This window comes from Promicromonospora sp. NPDC057488 (assembly GCF_042802395.1).
Classification (GTDB): domain Bacteria; phylum Actinomycetota; class Actinomycetes; order Actinomycetales; family Cellulomonadaceae; genus Promicromonospora.
Genome location: NZ_JBHVEG010000007.1, coordinates 16,435 through 33,244 on the forward strand (window position 1 = coordinate 16,435; position 16,810 = coordinate 33,244).

Below are 16,810 nucleotides of genomic sequence, written 5' to 3' on the forward strand. Positions count from 1 at the left end.
CGTGCGCTGAGGTGCATGCCGTCAACCGTAACGTCAGAGGGTGCGGGCGTCCAGGGCGTTGCAGTCCTGGATGGTGCCGCCCTCGTAGCCGATCGAGAACCACCGCACGCGCTGCTCGCTGGAGCCGTGCGAGAACGCCTCGGGGTTCACGTCGCCGCCGGAGCGACGCTGGATGTTGTCGTCGCCGACGGCCGCTGCGGCGGACAGCGCCTGCTCGAGCTGGGCCTGCGAGATGGGTTCGAGGAACGGCACGCCGGTGTCCGGGTCGACGGTGGTCGCGGCGTTGCCGGCCCACATCCCGGCGAGGCAGTCGGCCATGAGCTCGATGCGCACCGAGTCGGACTCCGGGCCGGTGCCCGAGCGGTCGGCCCGCTCGAACAGCCCGAGCTGGTTCTCGATGTGGTGCCCGAACTCGTGCGCCGTCACGTACATCTCCGCCAGCGGGCCGCCCTCGGCGCCGAACTGGCTGGAGAGCTGGTCGTAGAACGAGAGGTCCTCGTACACCGTGGTGTCGGCCGGGCAGTAGAACGGTCCGGTGGCCGACGTCGCCGAGCCGCAGCCGGTGTCGACCGCGTCGGTGAAGCTGACGACCTCGGGCATCGCGTACTCGACGCCGCCCTGCTTGGGGAGGGTCTCGGCCCAGTAGACGTCCAGCGAGTCGACGGCGGCGTTGAGCCGGCACTCGGGGTCGACGTTCGCCTGCTCGGCGGTGCACGCGCCGATGTAGCCCTGCTCGCCGCCACCCCCGGAGTCGGTGGTGGTCCCGAGGATGTCGGCCGGGCTGTTGCCGGTCAGCACCATGTACAGCAGCGCGATGACGAGCGCCGCGCCGCCGCCGACTCCCGCGCCGACGGCGCCCCGCCGTCCGCCGCCCTTGCGGACCCGACCGCCCTCGAACTGCCCGCCCTCGCTGAAAGTCACCTGACAACGCTACCGCGAGCCGGGGATCGGTACTCGAGCGGTGCCGGGTCCGGAGGGGTAGCGGGTCCGGAGACCCGGCGAGGCGGCAGGGCCGTCCGTACGATCGGCGCATGGACCTGCTGCGACATGCCGAGCTGTCCCGACGTGCCGTGCTCGCCGCGGCGTTCGTCCCGCTCGTGGGGTGCGCGCGGGAACCGGCGGCGCGGGCGGGCAACGACGCGGGGTCGAGCGCTCCGGCGTCCGGCACTGCGTCGTCGGCCGCTGCGACGGGCGAGAGCAGGACGGGGCCGACGGACTACGGCGAGCGGGCCGTCGAGCTCGCGGGCGACGACCCGGTGCTGCTCGCGCTGGTCGCGGCCTTCACGCCGGGCTGGCTGCCGCCGGAGGCTCCCGACCCGGAGCCGACCCGGATCTTCGACAACGTCACGGTGGTCGGCACCGACTTCGTGTCGGCGACGGCGGTCGAGACCTCGGACGGCGTGATCCTGGTCGACGCGCTGGAGTCCCGGGAGCAGGCCGCCGACATCCTGGTCCCCGAGCTGCGATCCCTCGGCGTGGACCCCGCGCGGATCAAGTACGTGGTGGTAGCGCACGGGCACGCCGACCACTTCGGCGGTGCCCAGTACCTGGCCGACCGGTACGGCGCCCGCGTGCTGATGAGCCCCACCGACTGGGACGTCGCGGCCAAGGACTCCTCGCCCGACGTCCCCGAGCGTGACCTGGAGATCGCCGACGGGCAGCGCCTCACCCTGGGCGGCACGACCATGCGGCTGCCGTACACGCCGGGCCACACCCCGGGCACGGTGTCGCCGGTCTTCCCCGTGTGGTGGAAGGGCCGGCGGCACACCGCGATGCTCTGGGGCGGCACCGGGCTCCCGGAGCCGATGTCGGGCAAGCGCGACTACCTGCGGTCGGTGATCGACTACGCGGCGCTGATGCGCCGATCGGGCGTGGACGTCGAGCTGAACAACCATGGCCAGACCGACGGCGGCCTCGACCGCATGCGGGCGCTGCGCGACGGGACCGCCGGTGACAAGAACCCGTTCGTTCTTGGGCGGGCCCGCGCGCAGCGCTTCATGCAGGTGCTGGAGCTGCTGGTACGGGACAAGCTCGACGGTTAGGCCGGGCTGCGACGGCCGTAAGCCGCCGGCGCTGTGCTCTACCGCCCCGTGCGCGTGCGGTACTCCTCCACCGGCCACGACGTCATCGCACCGATCCGGACCGAGACGATCGCGCCGTCGGCGTCCCGCTCCGCCTGGACCGGCTCCCCCACGGTGCCGAAACCGGCCACGGGCTCCTGCACGAGCCGCCCGTCGGAGACGACCAGCCGCTGCGCGACCTCGGCGGGCTCGGCGGCACGCACGTTGATCGTGTGCAGGATCCCGCCGAGGTCCACGACGTCGGCCACGCCCCACAGGTTGGCGAAGCGCCCGACGGGCGCGTCCGCCGGGACGCCCGGAACCGGCTCGCCGCCCTTGCCGTCGCCGCCCTTGCCGGTGACGGCGGACGCGGCGACCTCGTCGGCCGCCGCGAGCGCCAGGTTGATCAGCTGGATGACGCCGTTGGCGATCTGCCCGGCGGCGCCGTCGACGGCGTTGGTCAGGGCGGAGACCACGATCCCGTCCACGGGGTCGATCCAGGTGCGGGTGATGTGGCCGGGGTAGCCGCCGGAGTGCCCGACGACCTCACGGTCCCCGACCTTGCCGACCTCGATGCCGACGCCGTACCGGCCGAGCTCCTTGCCGCGCACCGCCACGCGCGACTCGTCGCGCTGCATGAGGCGCTTGCTGGCGTCGCTGATCAGGGTGGTGTCGCCGAACGTGTGGGCGGCGCCGTAGCGGACCATCTCCAGGGCGGTCGAGTACCAGCCGGTGGCGGCCGCCATGGCACGGGTGTCGACGTGCGGGATGACCTGGCGTGCGTCGCCGTGGGCGATCCGGCCGGTGTGGCCGGCCGCGTACTCGGCGGCGCGGGCGGGGTCCAGCTCGGTCCCGGTGCGGGTCAGCCCGAGGGGCTCGACGACGGCGACGCGAGCCACCTCGTCGTACGTCTTGCCGGTGACCTGCTCGATGATGATCCCGAGCAGGCTGTAGCCGATGTTGGTGTACTTGAAGTGCTCGTTCGGCTCGAACACCACACCCTCGGCGCGCACGCACTCCAGCACCTCGGCACGGTCGAGGAAGGGCCGGTGGTGCTGCCAGAAGTCGCCGTCGGAGGAGTCGCGGATGATCCCGGCCTGGTGGCCCAGGAGCTCCCGGACGGTGACGCCGGCGGCGCGCGAGCCGTCGAGCTCCGGCACGAGGTCGCCCGCGCGGTCGTCCAGCCGCAGCTCGCCGCGCTCGACGAGCTGCATCACCATCACTCCGGTGAACGTCTTGGAGTGGGACGCGACGCGGAACAGGTGGTCGCTGGTGAGGTCCTCCCCCGTCTCGACGTCGGCCTTGCCCCAGGCCAGGTCGACGAACATCTCGCCGCGGCGGCCGACGGCGAGCTGCAGGCCGGGGACGCCGTGGTACGCGGCCTGGAACGAGGCCCAGTCGGCGAGGTAGGGGGCGATCGAGCGGAGGGTCTGGGCGGTGCGGTCCTCGGTCAACAGGGGTCCTCTCGGCGTGGTCGTGTCGGGTGCATCATGCCTGATCCGCGTTTCGGGCAGACCGGCATTTTCGGCAGGGTCACCGCTGGCGGGCGTGGCGGGGCCGGTCGGGGTTGCGCAGCGTCTTGACCAGCCACCACACGATCAGCAGGACGACCACGACGATGACGACCTTCTGGAACACGCCGACGCTCTCCTCGACGATGTGCCACTGGTCGCCCAGCAGGTAGCCGGCGCCGACGAGCAGGGTGTTCCAGACACCGGATCCCAGCGTGGTGAACAGCAGGAAGCGCGTCAGGGGCATGCGCTCCACCCCGGCCGGGATGGAGATGAGGCTGCGCACGATCGGGATGACGCGGCCGATGAGCACGGCCCAGTCGCCGTGCCGGTTGAACCAGTCCTCGGCCTTGTCGACGTCCTCCAGCTTGACCAGCGGCATGCGGTCCACGATGTTGCGCAGTCGCTCACGGCCGAGCCAGGCCCCGAGCCCGTACAGGAGGACGGCGCCGACCACGGAGCCGGCGGTCGTCCAGACCAGCACGTGCCAGAGCACGAGGGTGCCCTGCGCCGCTGTAAAGCCTGCCAGCGGCAGGATCACCTCGCTCGGAAGGGGCGGGAACAGGTTCTCGAGGGCGATCGCTACGCCTGCGCCCGGTGCGCCGAGGGTCTCCATGAGCCCGACGGCCCAGTCGGCGACGGTCGTGGCGAAGCTTTGTGTCGTCATGCCCCTACGCTATTGGGCCGCGCGGGGTCCTCGGACTGCGGTACTCCAGCAGGTCGCGCAGGTAAGCCACAGCAAAGGGTGTGGTTTTCCGCAGTCCGCCCGGCCACGCTCCTCCATATCCTGACCACGTGAACTCAGCCGAAGCCGCCGCGAACGGCGCTCCCGTGCGCCTGCTCTGGGGTGCCGCCCTCGGCGCGGTCACGTGGCCGCTGGATCTGGTCTGCGCCGTGCTGGCCGTCGTGACGGCAGGTCGTCCCACTCCGCTCCCGCCGGTTCGCGCACTGATCTCCTGGCATCGCGGTCGCACCGCGCGTCATCTCGGCTGGGTGGACGACGGCGCCCCGCTGACGAGCCGGCGCGCGGCGGGATATCTCGCGCTGCGCGTCGGCATGAGCTCGCTCAGCATGCTCGTGCTGGGGCTGCTGGTGTACGGGCTGTTCGGGGTGTTCGTGAGTCTGGCGTCCTGGCTGTTCGACGTGCGGCTCACGGTGGACGCGGCGTTCCAGGGCGGCGGGCTGTCGACGTCGGACGTGCTCATGCTGGTGCCCATCGGCGCGATCCTGCTCTACCTGGACCTGATGGGGCTGTTCGGCGTGGGCCTGCTCGACCGGTGGACGGCCGCCCGATGGCTCTCCCCGAGCCGGAGCGAGCGCCTGGCGGCCCAGGTCGAGGAGCTGACGGTGAGTCGCGTGGACCTGCTCGCGGCCCTGGACGCGGAGCGCGGGCGGATCGAGCGGGACCTGCACGACGGCGTGCAGCAGCGCGCGGTGGCCCTGGGCCTGCTGGTCAACCGGGCGCGGCGGCTCGCCGGGCCCGGGGCGCCGGGGACCCTGCTGCTGGAGCAGGCGGGGCGTGAGGCCGAACAGCTCGTGGCGGACCTGCGCGACGTCGCGTGGCGGGTGCGGCCCACCACGCTGGACACGCACGGGCTGGAGCCGGTGCTGCGGCAGCTGGTGTCGCACGCGGCAGTCCCGGCTGTGCTGGACTGGGACGTCCCCGCTCGGCTGCCGGGTGGGGTGGAGACGACGGTGTACTACGTGGTGGCGGAGGCGCTGACGAACGTGGCGAAGCATTCGGGAGCGGCCAAGGCGCGGGTCACCGTGTCCCACGGAGCAGGCGGTGACGGCGGTCCCGACAAGACCGGTCCGGGCAGGGAGATACGCGTCGTGATCGCCGACGACGGCATCGGCAGCGCGGAGGTCCGTCCCGGCCACGGGCTCGCGGGCCTGGCCGGCCGGGTCGCAGCGGCCGGCGGCACGCTGACGGTCGACAGCCCGGCGGGCGGGCCGACGCGGATCGAGGTGGCGCTGCCGTGCGCGTGATGCTCGCGGAGGACTCCGCCCTGCTGCGCGAGGGCATCCGCAGCCTCCTGGCGGACGAGGGCCACGACGTCGTCGCGGCCTACGGCACCGCGGAGGGACTGCTGAAGCGACTGGAGGCCGAGCGGCCGGACGTCGTGGTGCTCGACGTGCGCATGCCGCCGACCCACACCGACGAGGGCGTGCGGGCCGCGGTGCAGATCCGCGAGCGCTGGCCGGAGGTGGGCATCCTCGTGCTCTCGCAGTACGTCGAGCGGCAGTTCACCCAGGTGCTGCTGGGCGACGAGGCGCGCGCCGTCGGCTACCTGCTCAAGGACCGCGTGATGGGCGTGGACGAGTTCCTCGACGCTCTGGACCGTGTGCGGGCCGGCGGCCTCGTACTGGACACGGACGTGGTCGGACAGCTCTTCCGGGACACGTCCCACCCGCTCGGGATGCTGAGCGAACGCGAGCGCGAGGTGCTCCGGCTCATGGCCGAGGGACGCACGAACGCGGGCATCGCGCAGGCGCTGTTCATCTCGACGTCGGCGGTGGAGAAGCACTCCAACGCCATCTTCGACAAGCTGGGCCTGGCCGCCGAGAGCGGGTACAGCCGGCGGGTGCTGGCGATCCTGCGGTGGCTGGAGTCGTGAGGAGCATAAGGGCCTTTGCACCTCGACCATCGTCGCCGCCGGCCACGAGGTCACGGGGTCCGCGCGCTCGCCCGAGCGCGCGGACCTGATCATTCCGCCGGGCAGAAATTCCGCCGATCGGCATTCCACGGATATTCCTTCCCGATTTGTCCGCTTGCTCGTACTCTCGTCCTCGTGGCGGAGGCGGGGTCCGGGGGCGTCAGGAGTGGGAGCGGCCGCCGGCTCTGGGTATATGGCTTCGCATCGACCGTCGCGGTCCTCGTCGGGATCGCGGCCGCGGTCCTCCCCGACTCGGTGCCCACCTGGGTACGGCAGATCATGGTCGCGGGCGCCGTCGTCGGCGGTGTCGTGGGTGCGACCCTCCTCGAACGCTGGTTCACGCTGCACGACCGCCACCAGGAGGCCGCCGACCGTGAGGCCCGCGACCTCCTCGCCTCGCAGCAGCTCGGCGTCCGCCCACCCGGGGACGACGATGCGCCCGGCCGCCTGCTCTCGCCCGTCCGGGAGGGCGACGACCAGATCGTCCGGTTCGTCGGCCGCGAGGACGTGCTCCAGCAGCTGACCGACTGGTGCGTCGACGGCCACGACACCGGTCGGCGCTCCCTGCGGGTCCAGCTCGTGACCGGGTCCGGCGGCGTGGGCAAGACCCGCCTGGCGCACGAGCTGCAGACGGCGATGCGCACGAGGTACGGCTGGGAGTGCCGCAACCTCCGTGCGGGCGTCGAGGCGGAGGCCATGCAGGTGCTGCGGCGTGGCCACCTGGAGGCACCCGTCCTGTTCGTGGTCGACTACGCGGAGAACAGGAGCGACGCCGTGGCCGAGCTCCTGCGCCAGGCCAACAGCGACCCCGGAGCCGTCCGGGTCCTCCTGCTCGCGCGCCGGGGCGGCGGGTGGTGGTCGGACCTGTGCCAGCAGTCGGACGTCGGCGCCGTGGTCGGCAGGTACGACCCCATCGAGCTCTCCGACCGGGTCGTCCCGGAGGACGCCGACGACGGGCAGCTGGCCGAGCAGCAGCGGATCGTCGACGTCGCGGTCCAGGACTTCGCCGCGTTTCTGGACCGGCGCCCGGTCCAGGTGACCCTGCCCGACGTCGTCCCGGGCGCACGGATGCTCGACCTGCTGTCGATCGGCCTCATCCAGGTGCTGCGGACGGAGGAGAACGCGTCCGACACCGCGAGCGCCCCTCGGCGCACCCATGCGGGAGTGTCGATGCACGCCGTGTTCGACGAGCTGCTCCGGCACGAGGCGCGCAGCTGGAAGCGGTCGGCCCAGGAGGCGGGCATACCCACGGACGGCCAGGCGCTCCAGATCCTCGTCGCGGCCGCTTGCCTGCTCGGCGCCGACAGCCAGGCCGAGGCCGAGTCGTTGGTCCGCCGTGCCGCGGCGCTGTGTCCGCCGGGCACGCGCCTCGATCCGCGGGCGGCGGCGCGCTGGCTGCGCGAGCAGTATCCGCCGGGCGACGGCCTGCCGGGGGCCACGGTCGACCCGGCGCTCGTCGGCGATCCGGGGTGGATCGGGAGCCTGCACCCGGACCGGCTGGCCGAGCACCTCGTCGTCTCCGTGCTCACGGCCGCGGACGCCACCGACGCGAGCCGCGCCATGGTCAGCGCCGAGCGCCGCGCGGTCCTGCTGCACGGCCTGAGCGAGAACCAGGCCGTACGGGCGATGATCGTCCTCACGCGGGCCGCCTCCGACCCTTCGCGGCGGCAGGACCGCGCGCCCAGGACGTCGTCGAGCGCGCACCAGGACGGACGGGGTTCCACCACCGGCTCTGATACGAATCGCCTCGATCCGCGCAGCGGCTACGACGTCGCACAGCTCGCCCTGGACCTCGTGCACGGCATCGACGCGCGGTGGCGCACCGTGAGCGCGGTGCACGAGCAGCTGCCCTGGCCGGACCCGCCGAGCGCCCTCCACGACGTCGGGCACCAGGTCGCGGAGCTGCTGGTGCTGGCCATCAACAACGACCGGCCGTCCGCGCACACCTATCGGACCGCGCACGCGCAGCACGTGCTCGGCAACTGGACGTACACGCTCGGCAGCTACGAGGACTCGTTGCGGGCCCGGGAGGAGGCGTCGCGCCTGTACCGCAGGCTCGGCAGGTGGCGCGCGGCCCGCTACTGGCCCAACCTCGCCCAGTCGCTCGACAACCTCGGTGACTCGTTCGCCGTTCTCGGCCGGTACACCGAGGCGCTGGAGGTGCGTCGCGAAGCAGCGGGAACCTGGCAGCAGCACGCGCACGTCGACGCCGAGCGGTTTCTCCCGGACCTGACGAAGTCGCTGCACAACCTCGGCGTCTCCTACCGCGATCTCGGCCTTCCCCACGAGTCCCTGGCGACGCACCGGAACGCGCTGGCCGCGCGCCGACAGCTCGCCGCCCAGCACGACCGTCATCGCGCGTCGCTCGCCCGCTCGCTCAGCTCGATCGGACGCTGCCACAGCGACCTCGGCGACACCGAGCAGGCGCACTCCGACTTTCTCGAGGCGCTGGAGCACTGGCGCCGGCTGGACACCGAGACCCCGACGCGATACGAACCGGACCTGGCTCTGGCGCTGGGCGACCTCGGCAACACCTACACCCTGCTCGACGGCGCGGAGGCGAGCCTGGCCCTGCATCAGGAGGCACATCGGATCTGGGTCCGGCTGACAGCCCGCAACCCGGTCCGCTTCGAGCCGGGGCGGGCCCGGTCGCTGACCGATCTCGGCAGCACGTACGGGGACCTGGGCAGCGCGGAGAGCTCGGCCACGGCCCACGACGAGGCCATCGCCATCTACCGGGACCTGGCGCACAAGTACCCGAACCGGCGCGAGCAGAACCTCGCCTGGAGCCTGGGCAGCTCCGCGGCGTCCCTCGCCCGGACCGGGCTGGACGGGCCGGCGCGGGAGCGATTCGCGGAGGCGCTGCGGCTCTACCGCCGCCGGCACCTGGCCGGGACGCACTCGGTCCAGTTCGTGACCACCTACCGGTCGGCGCTCGATGGGTACGCCGCCGTCCTGGCCCGGTCCGGCAGGCACGACGCCGCACAACGGCTCCGGAACGAGATGACGCCCCTGGACCAGTTCCTCGAGGACCTCTGACCGAGGGTCAGCCGAGCGGCACGACGACCAGCGTCTTGTCGTCGTGCCGCTTCGAACGGACCCAGCGGCGCCCGTCCGGGTCGGAGTCCTCGGCCACGTGGAGGTCGTGCAGCACCCGGTCGGGCCCGAGCTCGAGCGCCTCGGTGTAGACGCCTCGCCACGTGTCGGCGCGAGGGTGGCGGTCAGGGTCGACGCCGTCCGTGGCCAGCACCAGCCCGGACACCTGCGCCCGGTCCGTGGTGCTCACGACACCGTGGTACGCGGCGACCGGATCCGTACCGGCCACGTAGTAGCCACCGGGGCGGTTGCGCCACCGCGCCTGCTCCCGCTGGAGCTCGATGAGCAGCTCCCGGTGGCCCGCGTCGTACCCGTGACCTGCGGCGAGCCGGGCGCGGTACTCCTGCCGCTTCTCGGTGAGCGCGGCGCCGAGCTCGTCGTCGGAGTGGACGGTCTCCGAACCGTCACCGTGCAGCAGCACCACGACGCTGTCGCACAGGACGTAGGTCTCGACCGTCTTCGTGGTCCAGCGCGCCACCGCCACCGTGCACGTGGGGCTCGACTCGGGCACCAGGCGATCGGTGTCCCGCACCTCTTCGATGGCGGCCGCCACGACGTCGGGGATGGGCGCCCCGCCAGGGAGCAGTCGGGCCAGGACCTCGCCGAGGCGCCCGGCGAACCAGCCCGGATCGTGCGAACGGTCCCCCGCCACCGACGTCGCGCCGTCGAGGACGGCCGTGAATCCGTCACCCACCACGTAGCGGTCCTGGTTGTTGTGGTCACCGGCAAGGGTTGCTGCAAGCGAGGTCACCAGCCGACCCTAGGGCACGACCCCGACATCCCGGACCTTGACCGGCGCTCACGCTGACAGCCGCTCCAGCACCTTCCTCGGTTCGCCCTGGTCGCAGCAGACGGTGGTTCTCTTGTCGTCGAGCACCGAGGTGAGCGCGACCCGCAGCCTGCGCGCCAGCGACGGCTTGGTCTTCTTCACCGCTTCTTCGATCGACAGGAGCTCCACGGACCTGACCTCGTCGTCGAACACCCGCAGCGTGCGGCGCTCCTCCGCGCTGAGCATCCCGCCGTCGAAGATCCAGAGCAGCCCTTCCGGCATTCCGTCCGGTGCCCCGGTGACATAGTCGACGACGAGGACGGGCATGTTTCGCCGGACGATCCCGAGCTCCTCCTTGAGCTCGCGCTCGGCAGCGGACCACGGGGACTCGTCCGCCTCGACAACCCCACCCGGGATCTCCCAGTTGTCCTTGTAGGTCGGCTCGACGAGAACGACCCGGTCGTCTCCGTCGCGCAGGAGGACACCTGCCGCCACTCGCTTGCGCGGCAATGTCTTGATGTATTCATCGCAAGCGTGGTCTTTCACGGGGGCCAATCTCGCGCTCGATCTTCGCGCTCGCAACCGGTCCTGTGATCTTGTTTTCACAGCGAAAGGCGCTATGGAGATTCCCAACATGGGCTTTGGGAGCCCCTTCACCCAGCGCGCAAGGCGCGCAGGAATCGCGAAGGGGTTCTCTCGTGAGAGCACGACCACCTGTCCGAATTTACCCGATCTATCCCTTCTCACGGACCACGGTCCCGACCCCCTGCAGCAGGGCCGCTCCGGGATGCTCCGCCGTGACCGCCGCCGCGACAAAAGACCCCGCCTTCCCACCACCCGCTCCCTAGACTGACCCGATCCCGCGCCCTCACCGGCGCCACGACCCGAAAGGCCCCGCATGTCCCACGTAGTCGCGATCAAGGACCAGGTGGAGGCGGCCGTCCAGGCCGCCCTGTCCCAGGTGCTCCCGGCCGAGCTGGCCGGCACCGACCCGGTGGTCCGACGATCCGACCGCGCCGACTTCCAGTCGAACGGACCGCTCTCCGTCGCCAAGCGGGCCGGCCGCGCCCCGCGCGACCTCGCCACGGCCACCGCCGAACGCCTCGCCGCGAGCGACGTGGACCCCGAGGTCTCCGGCCCGGGCTTCCTCAACCTGACCGTCCCGGCCCCCACGGTCTGGCGGCAGGTCGGCGCCCGCCTCGCCGCCGAGCACCTCGGTATCACCCCGACGCGCCACGGCGAACGCACCGTCATCGACTACTCCGCACCGAACGTGGCCAAGGAGATGCACGTCGGCCACCTGCGCTCGACTATCATCGGCGACACGCTCGCCCGCGTCCTGGCCCACCTCGGCGCGACCGTCGTGCGGCAGAACCACGTCGGCGACTGGGGCACCCAGTTCGGCATGCTCATCCAGTTCATCGACGAGCACCCCGAGCAGACCTGGCAGGGCGAGGCCTCCATGTCCGCCCTGGACGCGTTGTACCGCGCGGCCCGGGCCGAGTTCAACCAGGACCCGGACTTCGCCGACCGCTCCCGCGCCCGCGTGGTCGCGCTCCAGTCGGGCGACGCCCCGACCCTGGCCACCTGGCGCGAGCTCGTCGCCGAGTCCGAGGCTGCATTCCAGGCCGTCTACGACCGCCTCGGCATCCTGCTCACCCTCGACGACGCCGACGGCGAGTCCCGGTACAACGCGGACCTGCCCGGCGTCGTCGACGAGCTGGTCGCGCAGGGCATCGCCGTCGACTCCGACGGGGCACTGTGTGCCTTCACCGACGGCGTCGTCGGGCCCGACGACGATCCGGTGCCGCTCATCGTCCGCAAGAAGGACGGCGGTTTCGGCTACGCCGCCACCGACCTCGCGACGCTGCGCCTGCGCGTCGACGAGTACCGCGCCACGCGCATCCTCTACGTCGTCGACGCCCGCCAGGCACTGCACTTCCGGATGGTCTTCGACGTCGCCCGCCGCGCCGGCTGGCTGCCCGACGACGTCGCCGCGACCCACGTGCCGTTCGGCACCGTGCTGGGCGCGGACGGCAAGCCGTTCAAGACGCGCGACGGCGGCACGGTGCGCCTGACCGACCTCCTGGACCAGGCCGTGGCCCGCGCCCGGGCGGAGCTGGCGCAGAAGGACCACGACCTGTCGCCCGAGGAGTTCGAGCACATCGCGCAGGCCGCGGGCATCGGGGCGGTCAAGTACGCCGACCTGTCGAACACCCGCACCAAGGACTACGTCTTCGACGTCGACCGCATGGTGGCGCTGAACGGCAACACCGGCGTCTACCTGCAGTACGCGCACGCCCGCGTGCGCTCGATCCTGCGCAAGGCCGCGGACGCCGGAATCCCGACGGACCGCCCGGTCGACCCGGCCCTGCCGCTACATCCCGCGGAGCGCGCGCTGGCCCTGACCCTGGACGAGCTCGCGGCGACGCTCGACGACGTCGCCGGCACGCTCGAACCGCACCGCCTGTGCGGCTACCTGTTCGGCCTGGCCCGCGCTTACACCGAGTTCTACGACCAGTGCCCGGTCCTGCGGGCCGACGACGACGGCGTGCGCGCCAACCGCCTGGCGCTGTGCGAGCTCACGGGCCGCACGCTGGCGACCGGGCTTGACCTGCTGGGCATCGTGGCGCCCGACCGCATGTGAGACCGATGAGTCCTGGGGCGTGGACCAGCCCGCGGGCCTTGTCGCCCGGCACGTGCACCCCTGGCCGCGGGGTCAGTGCCCCCGGCTGCCCACCCCGCCGCCGGGCGCGATCTCCGCGATGCGCGCGAGGTCGTCCGTGGTGAGTGTGACGCCGGCCGAGGCCACGTTCTGGGCGACGCGCTCGGCGTTGCGGGAGCCCGGGATCGGCACCACGTAGTCCTTCTGCGCCAGCAGCCACGCGAGCGCGAGCTGCGAGAGCGTGACCCCCTTGGCCGCCGCGAGCTCCGTCAGCCGGCGCGCGATCTCGACGTTGGCGTCGAAGTTCTCCGGTGCCCACCAGCCGATGATCTGGCGCGCGTCGTCGGCGGTGTAACCGGCGCGGGACTGGACCGCGCCGCTCAGGAACCCGCGGGCCAGCGGCGAGTACGCGACCAGCCCGATGCCGAGCTCCTCCAGGACGGGCAGCAGCGGCTCGGAGTCCCGGGCGAAGATCGAGTACTCGTTCTGCAGCACCGAGATCGGGTGCACGGCGTGCGCCCGGCGGATCGTGTCCTCGTCGGCGTTCGAGAGCCCGAGGTACTTGACCTTGCCGGCGTCCACGTACTCCTTCATCACGCCGACGACGTCCTCGATGGGGACGTTCGGGTCGGGAACGTGCTGGTAGAGCACGTCGATCGTGTCGATGTCGAGGTTCTTCAGGCTGTTGTCGACCACCTCGCGGATGTGCTCGGGGCGCGAGTCGGAGCCGTAGGTCGACGTGAACCCGAACTTGGTCGCGATCACCACCTCGTCCCGGATCGGCGCGAGCGCATGGCCCAGCAGCCTCTCCCCCACGCCCCAGCCGTACAGCTCCGCGGTGTCGAAGAAGGTCACGCCCAAGTCGTGAGCGCGGCGGATCGCCGCGATCGACTCGGTGTCGTCGGTCGGCCCGTAGGCCATCGCCGTCCCCATCGCGCCGTAGCCCAGCGCGGAGACGGTCAGGCCCTGCTTGCCCAGCGTGCGTTGCTCCATGGTTCCCACTCCTTGGTCGAGGCCTTTGGTCGAGGATCGGGCCCGAGACTCCCGCCCGATCCCGCATGTCAGCATACGCCGCTTCTGTCAGAGCCTGACACAAGTGGCATCGGCGCTACCCTGAGGGCATGTCGAGCACGACGAGCAGCGGACCGAGCAGCGGCCAGACCCTGCGCGAGATCAGCCGCGACGCCGTGCGCGCGCGCATCACCGAGATCGCGCTCGAGCTGTTCGCCGAGCGCGGCTTCGAGCAGGTGACGGTCGAGCAGATCGCCGCCGAGGCCGGCATGTCCGCCCGCACCTTCCACCGCTACTTCCCCGCCAAGGAGGACGTCGTCATCGGCGACCCGGCGCGCGGCGGCGAGTTCGTGCGCGACGTCCTGGCCGGCCGCCCCCAGGACGAGCCCGTCTGGGACTCGCTGCGCATCGCCTTCGACACACTGGTCACCCAGGCACCGCACCGGGGCGGGGACGACGAGCGCGGCAAGCGCGCCATGCGCGTCCTCGTCAGCGCCGCCTCGCTCCGGGCCCGCAGCCTGGAGAAGCACCTCCTGTGGGCGCGCATGCTCACGCCGCTCGTCGCCACCCGCCTGCCCGACGACGACACCGCGTTCCGTGCCGAGATCATCGTCCAGTCGGCCCTCGCGTGCTTCGACGTCGCCCTCACGGTCTGGGCGAACGCCGAGGACAGCACCACCGCGAGCGAGCTGCTGGAACGCAGCTTCGCGACGCTCCGCCCGCAGGCCTAGGCCGTCAGGTCCAGGTCGTCAGGCCAGAGTCATCGGGCCTAGGCCTGCGGTCCAACGGCCCGGAAGCGCACGAAGTCGACCATGTCGTCGTCCGTGACGCCGGGGTAGTAGTGCGTGCGGAGCGCCGTGCGCAGCTCGTCGGCCGTGCAGCCCTCCAGCGCCGCCTGGGCGTCCGTGACGCCGGCGAACCGGACCCGCTCGACCGAGTCGACCACCCCGGGCAGCGACTCGAACCGGTCCTCGAACTCGAACAGCAGCGTCGTCGGCCCCGGTGCGGCGGGGTCGTTGAACCGGGTGGTCGCGGTCTTGCCGCCGTCGACCACGCTCGTCCAGTGCTGCGGGCTGAACCACAGCAGGCGCGGCGGGTCGGCGTCGGGGTGCTGGTACGAGTGCGGGAGCAGGTCGCGAGCGGGGACCGAGAACGGCTCGTCGCCGTCGGACACGATCACGTGGCAGTCCGGCTGCTGGTCGAGCAGCACCTGACGGCAGCGCCCGCACGGACCGATGACGCCGCGGCCCTCGTCGCCGACCGCGACGATCAGCGCGATCGGCCCGGCCCTGCCGGCGGCAGCCGTGCCGAGCGCCACGAGCTCGGCGCACGGCCCGCCCGTGAAGTGACCGACGTTGACGCCGGTGTGGATCTCCCCGTGGACGTCCATCACCGCCGATGCCACGGTGTTCAGGTAGGAGCCGTCCTCCGGGAGGCGGGCGACCACCGCCAGGGCGGCGTCGACGAGTCGCTGCTCGGTCTCGGTCAGCACGGCGATTCCTCTCGTTCCGAGTCTTTTCGTTCCGGGCCCTTGGCGCGGAACTCGGCCACGACCTCGATCCGGCCCACGATGTGCGCGTTCAGCTCGTCCAGGTCCTCGGCGGGGATCCAGTACTCGAGGATCGTGCGCCCGCCGACCTGCTGCACCTCGTAGCGCCCCAGGAACTCCGCGTCGACGTCGAAGCGCGTCACGTAGCCCGCGCCGCTGGCCTTGACGTTCCAGTCGCGCGCGATGCGCGTGGCGTAGTCCTCGTTCAGCACCGGGTAGAAGATCGGCTGGTCAGGAAGCCGCGGCGGCCAGGCGCGCCAGCCCGACTCCTCGACCAGGGCCAGCTCCTGGGGCCCGGTCGGCCGCCACAGGGTCACGGTCGTCATGGGCCGGATCCTGACACGGCCGGCAGCCTCGGATCGAGGCCTTTACCGCCTGGTCCCGATCCGCTCGACCTGGATCCGCTCGGCGCCGGACCAAGGCATTTGCCACTACCCGGAACCAGTCAGCCGGCATCCAGGCAACCGCCGGATATCACGGCTGTGATGTCGGAGTTACGGCTATTAATGGCGGCCTGCCGGATGGTTCGGTCCTGGAATGTCTCGTTTCAATCGGCGTGTCGCGGATCACTTTCCGATTGACAGGGTGAAATCTCGGCCGGACGCTCTTCGCGGTGAACTGCGCGTGCGTGGACACCATTGTTTCGGCGGAGCGATTCGAGGGGAAACACCATGATCCGAGGATTCCGTGTCATAAGTCGTGCGGGAACAGTCCTGGCCATCTCGGCCGGCCTGGTCTGCACGGCGGCAACAGGTGCGAGCGCGATGGTGATGCCAGGGGCCCTGCCCGCGGCGCACCTGATCGGCGCGGCCGACCCGGCCGACGCCCCAGCAGCCGACGCTCCCGTCGATGCCCCAGCCACCGACGCAGCGGTCGACGCCCCGGCGCCGGACGCCGCGGTGGACGCTCCCGCGCCGGACGTGCCGGTCGACGCGCCGGTCCCGGACGCCCCCGTGGACGCCCCGGTGCCCGACGTGCCGGTCGGCGCCCCGGTGCCCGACGTACCCGTGGACGCACCGGCGCCGGACGTCCCGGTCGACGCCCCCGTGCCGGACGTCCCGGTTGACGCTCCCGTCACGGACCTCCCCGTTGACGCGCCCGTCCCTGACCTCCCGGTCGACGCACCGGTCCCGGACCTGCCGATCGACGCCCCCGTGCCCGATCTCCCGATCGACGCCCCGGTGCCTGACCTGCCGATCGACGCGCCCGTCCCAGACCTCCCGATCGACGCGCCCGTCCCCGACCTGCCGATCGACGCGCCGGTCCCCAGCCTGCCGATCGACGCACCCGTCCCCGACCTCCCGGTCGACGACCTCCCCGTGCCCGACCTGCCGGTCGACGACCTGCCGATCCCCGAGCTCCCGGTGCCCGTCCCCGACCTTCCGGTCGACGGCCTCCTGAGCTCCCTGCTGAACGCGGTCAGCGGCCTGCTCAGCAACCTGCTGGGCGCGCTCGGCGGGGGACTGCCCGTCCCCCTCCCCCTCTGACGGAC

The 16,810-nt window shown here is 72.1% G+C and carries 15 protein-coding genes; 7 read left to right on the top strand and 8 right to left on the bottom strand.

Annotated features, from left to right (window positions below; translation table 11 throughout):
* Positions 1 to 33: 33 nt before the first annotated feature.
* Complete coding sequence (locus tag ACFU5G_RS02655) at positions 34 to 921, bottom strand: neutral zinc metallopeptidase (RefSeq protein WP_377240512.1); 888 nt, start codon at positions 919 to 921, stop codon at positions 34 to 36.
* Positions 922 to 1,031: 110 nt separating this feature from the next.
* On the opposite strand from ACFU5G_RS02655, the gene ACFU5G_RS02660 reads away from it, so the two are divergent.
* Positions 1,032 to 2,042 (top strand): MBL fold metallo-hydrolase, encoded by a 1,011-nt coding sequence (locus tag ACFU5G_RS02660; RefSeq protein WP_377240514.1) that lies wholly within the window; start codon positions 1,032 to 1,034, stop codon positions 2,040 to 2,042.
* A gap of 38 nt (positions 2,043 to 2,080) precedes the next feature.
* Here the strand turns inward: ACFU5G_RS02660 and ACFU5G_RS02665 are convergent, their stop codons facing one another.
* Complete coding sequence (locus ACFU5G_RS02665; RefSeq protein ID WP_377240516.1) at positions 2,081 to 3,514, bottom strand: serine hydrolase domain-containing protein; 1,434 nt, start codon at positions 3,512 to 3,514, stop codon at positions 2,081 to 2,083.
* A gap of 79 nt (positions 3,515 to 3,593) precedes the next feature.
* Entirely contained in the window at positions 3,594 to 4,238 is a 645-nt protein-coding gene (locus ACFU5G_RS02670; protein WP_377240518.1) for a DedA family protein, read from the bottom strand.
* 128 nt (positions 4,239 to 4,366) lie between these two features.
* Between ACFU5G_RS02670 and ACFU5G_RS02675 the strand changes: the two genes are divergently transcribed.
* The 3 genes from ACFU5G_RS02675 to ACFU5G_RS02685 all read left to right on the top strand — a co-directional run bounded on the left by ACFU5G_RS02675 (position 4,367) and on the right by ACFU5G_RS02685 (position 9,267).
* Positions 4,367 to 5,560, top strand: coding sequence for a sensor histidine kinase (locus ACFU5G_RS02675; protein ID WP_377240520.1), 1,194 nt, complete (start codon positions 4,367 to 4,369; stop codon positions 5,558 to 5,560).
* Positions 5,551 to 6,189: a response regulator gene (locus ACFU5G_RS02680; protein WP_377240522.1), complete on the top strand. Its 639-nt coding sequence runs from the start codon at positions 5,551 to 5,553 to the stop codon at positions 6,187 to 6,189. The genes ACFU5G_RS02675 and ACFU5G_RS02680 overlap by 10 nt, the downstream gene beginning before the upstream one ends.
* A gap of 174 nt (positions 6,190 to 6,363) precedes the next feature.
* A complete protein-coding gene (locus tag ACFU5G_RS02685; protein WP_377240524.1) occupies positions 6,364 to 9,267 on the top strand; it encodes a tetratricopeptide repeat protein in 2,904 nt (967 codons plus the stop codon).
* A 7-nt stretch (positions 9,268 to 9,274) separates the two neighbouring features.
* Here ACFU5G_RS02685 and ACFU5G_RS02690 read toward each other — a convergent pair whose 3' ends face one another.
* Positions 9,275 to 10,075: a hypothetical protein gene (locus ACFU5G_RS02690; RefSeq protein ID WP_377240526.1), complete on the bottom strand. Its 801-nt coding sequence runs from the start codon at positions 10,073 to 10,075 to the stop codon at positions 9,275 to 9,277.
* A 48-nt stretch (positions 10,076 to 10,123) separates the two neighbouring features.
* On the bottom strand, positions 10,124 to 10,639 hold the full coding sequence (locus ACFU5G_RS02695) for an NUDIX domain-containing protein (RefSeq protein ID WP_377240618.1): 516 nt from the start codon (positions 10,637 to 10,639) through the stop codon (positions 10,124 to 10,126).
* A gap of 352 nt (positions 10,640 to 10,991) precedes the next feature.
* On the opposite strand from ACFU5G_RS02695, the gene argS reads away from it, so the two are divergent.
* A complete protein-coding gene (argS, locus tag ACFU5G_RS02700; RefSeq protein WP_377240528.1) occupies positions 10,992 to 12,740 on the top strand; it encodes an arginine--tRNA ligase in 1,749 nt (582 codons plus the stop codon).
* A 72-nt stretch (positions 12,741 to 12,812) separates the two neighbouring features.
* Here argS and ACFU5G_RS02705 read toward each other — a convergent pair whose 3' ends face one another.
* Positions 12,813 to 13,751: an aldo/keto reductase gene (locus tag ACFU5G_RS02705; RefSeq protein ID WP_377240530.1), complete on the bottom strand. Its 939-nt coding sequence runs from the start codon at positions 13,749 to 13,751 to the stop codon at positions 12,813 to 12,815.
* 128 nt (positions 13,752 to 13,879) lie between these two features.
* Here ACFU5G_RS02705 and ACFU5G_RS02710 point away from each other — a divergent pair, with 128 nt between their 5' ends.
* The gene (locus tag ACFU5G_RS02710) at positions 13,880 to 14,500 is read left to right on the top strand and encodes a TetR family transcriptional regulator (RefSeq protein WP_377240532.1); all 621 of its coding nucleotides are present in this window, start codon (positions 13,880 to 13,882) and stop codon (positions 14,498 to 14,500) included.
* A 38-nt stretch (positions 14,501 to 14,538) separates the two neighbouring features.
* Here ACFU5G_RS02710 and ACFU5G_RS02715 read toward each other — a convergent pair whose 3' ends face one another.
* Positions 14,539 to 15,261, bottom strand: coding sequence for an ASCH domain-containing protein (locus tag ACFU5G_RS02715; RefSeq protein WP_377240534.1), 723 nt, complete (start codon positions 15,259 to 15,261; stop codon positions 14,539 to 14,541).
* The gene (locus ACFU5G_RS02720; protein ID WP_377240536.1) at positions 15,255 to 15,644 is read right to left on the bottom strand and encodes a hypothetical protein; all 390 of its coding nucleotides are present in this window, start codon (positions 15,642 to 15,644) and stop codon (positions 15,255 to 15,257) included. The genes ACFU5G_RS02715 and ACFU5G_RS02720 overlap by 7 nt, the downstream gene beginning before the upstream one ends.
* A 345-nt stretch (positions 15,645 to 15,989) precedes the next feature.
* Here ACFU5G_RS02720 and ACFU5G_RS02725 point away from each other — a divergent pair, with 345 nt between their 5' ends.
* The gene (locus ACFU5G_RS02725) at positions 15,990 to 16,805 is read left to right on the top strand and encodes a hypothetical protein (RefSeq protein ID WP_377240538.1); all 816 of its coding nucleotides are present in this window, start codon (positions 15,990 to 15,992) and stop codon (positions 16,803 to 16,805) included.
* The last annotated feature ends 5 nt before the right edge of the window (positions 16,806 to 16,810 follow it).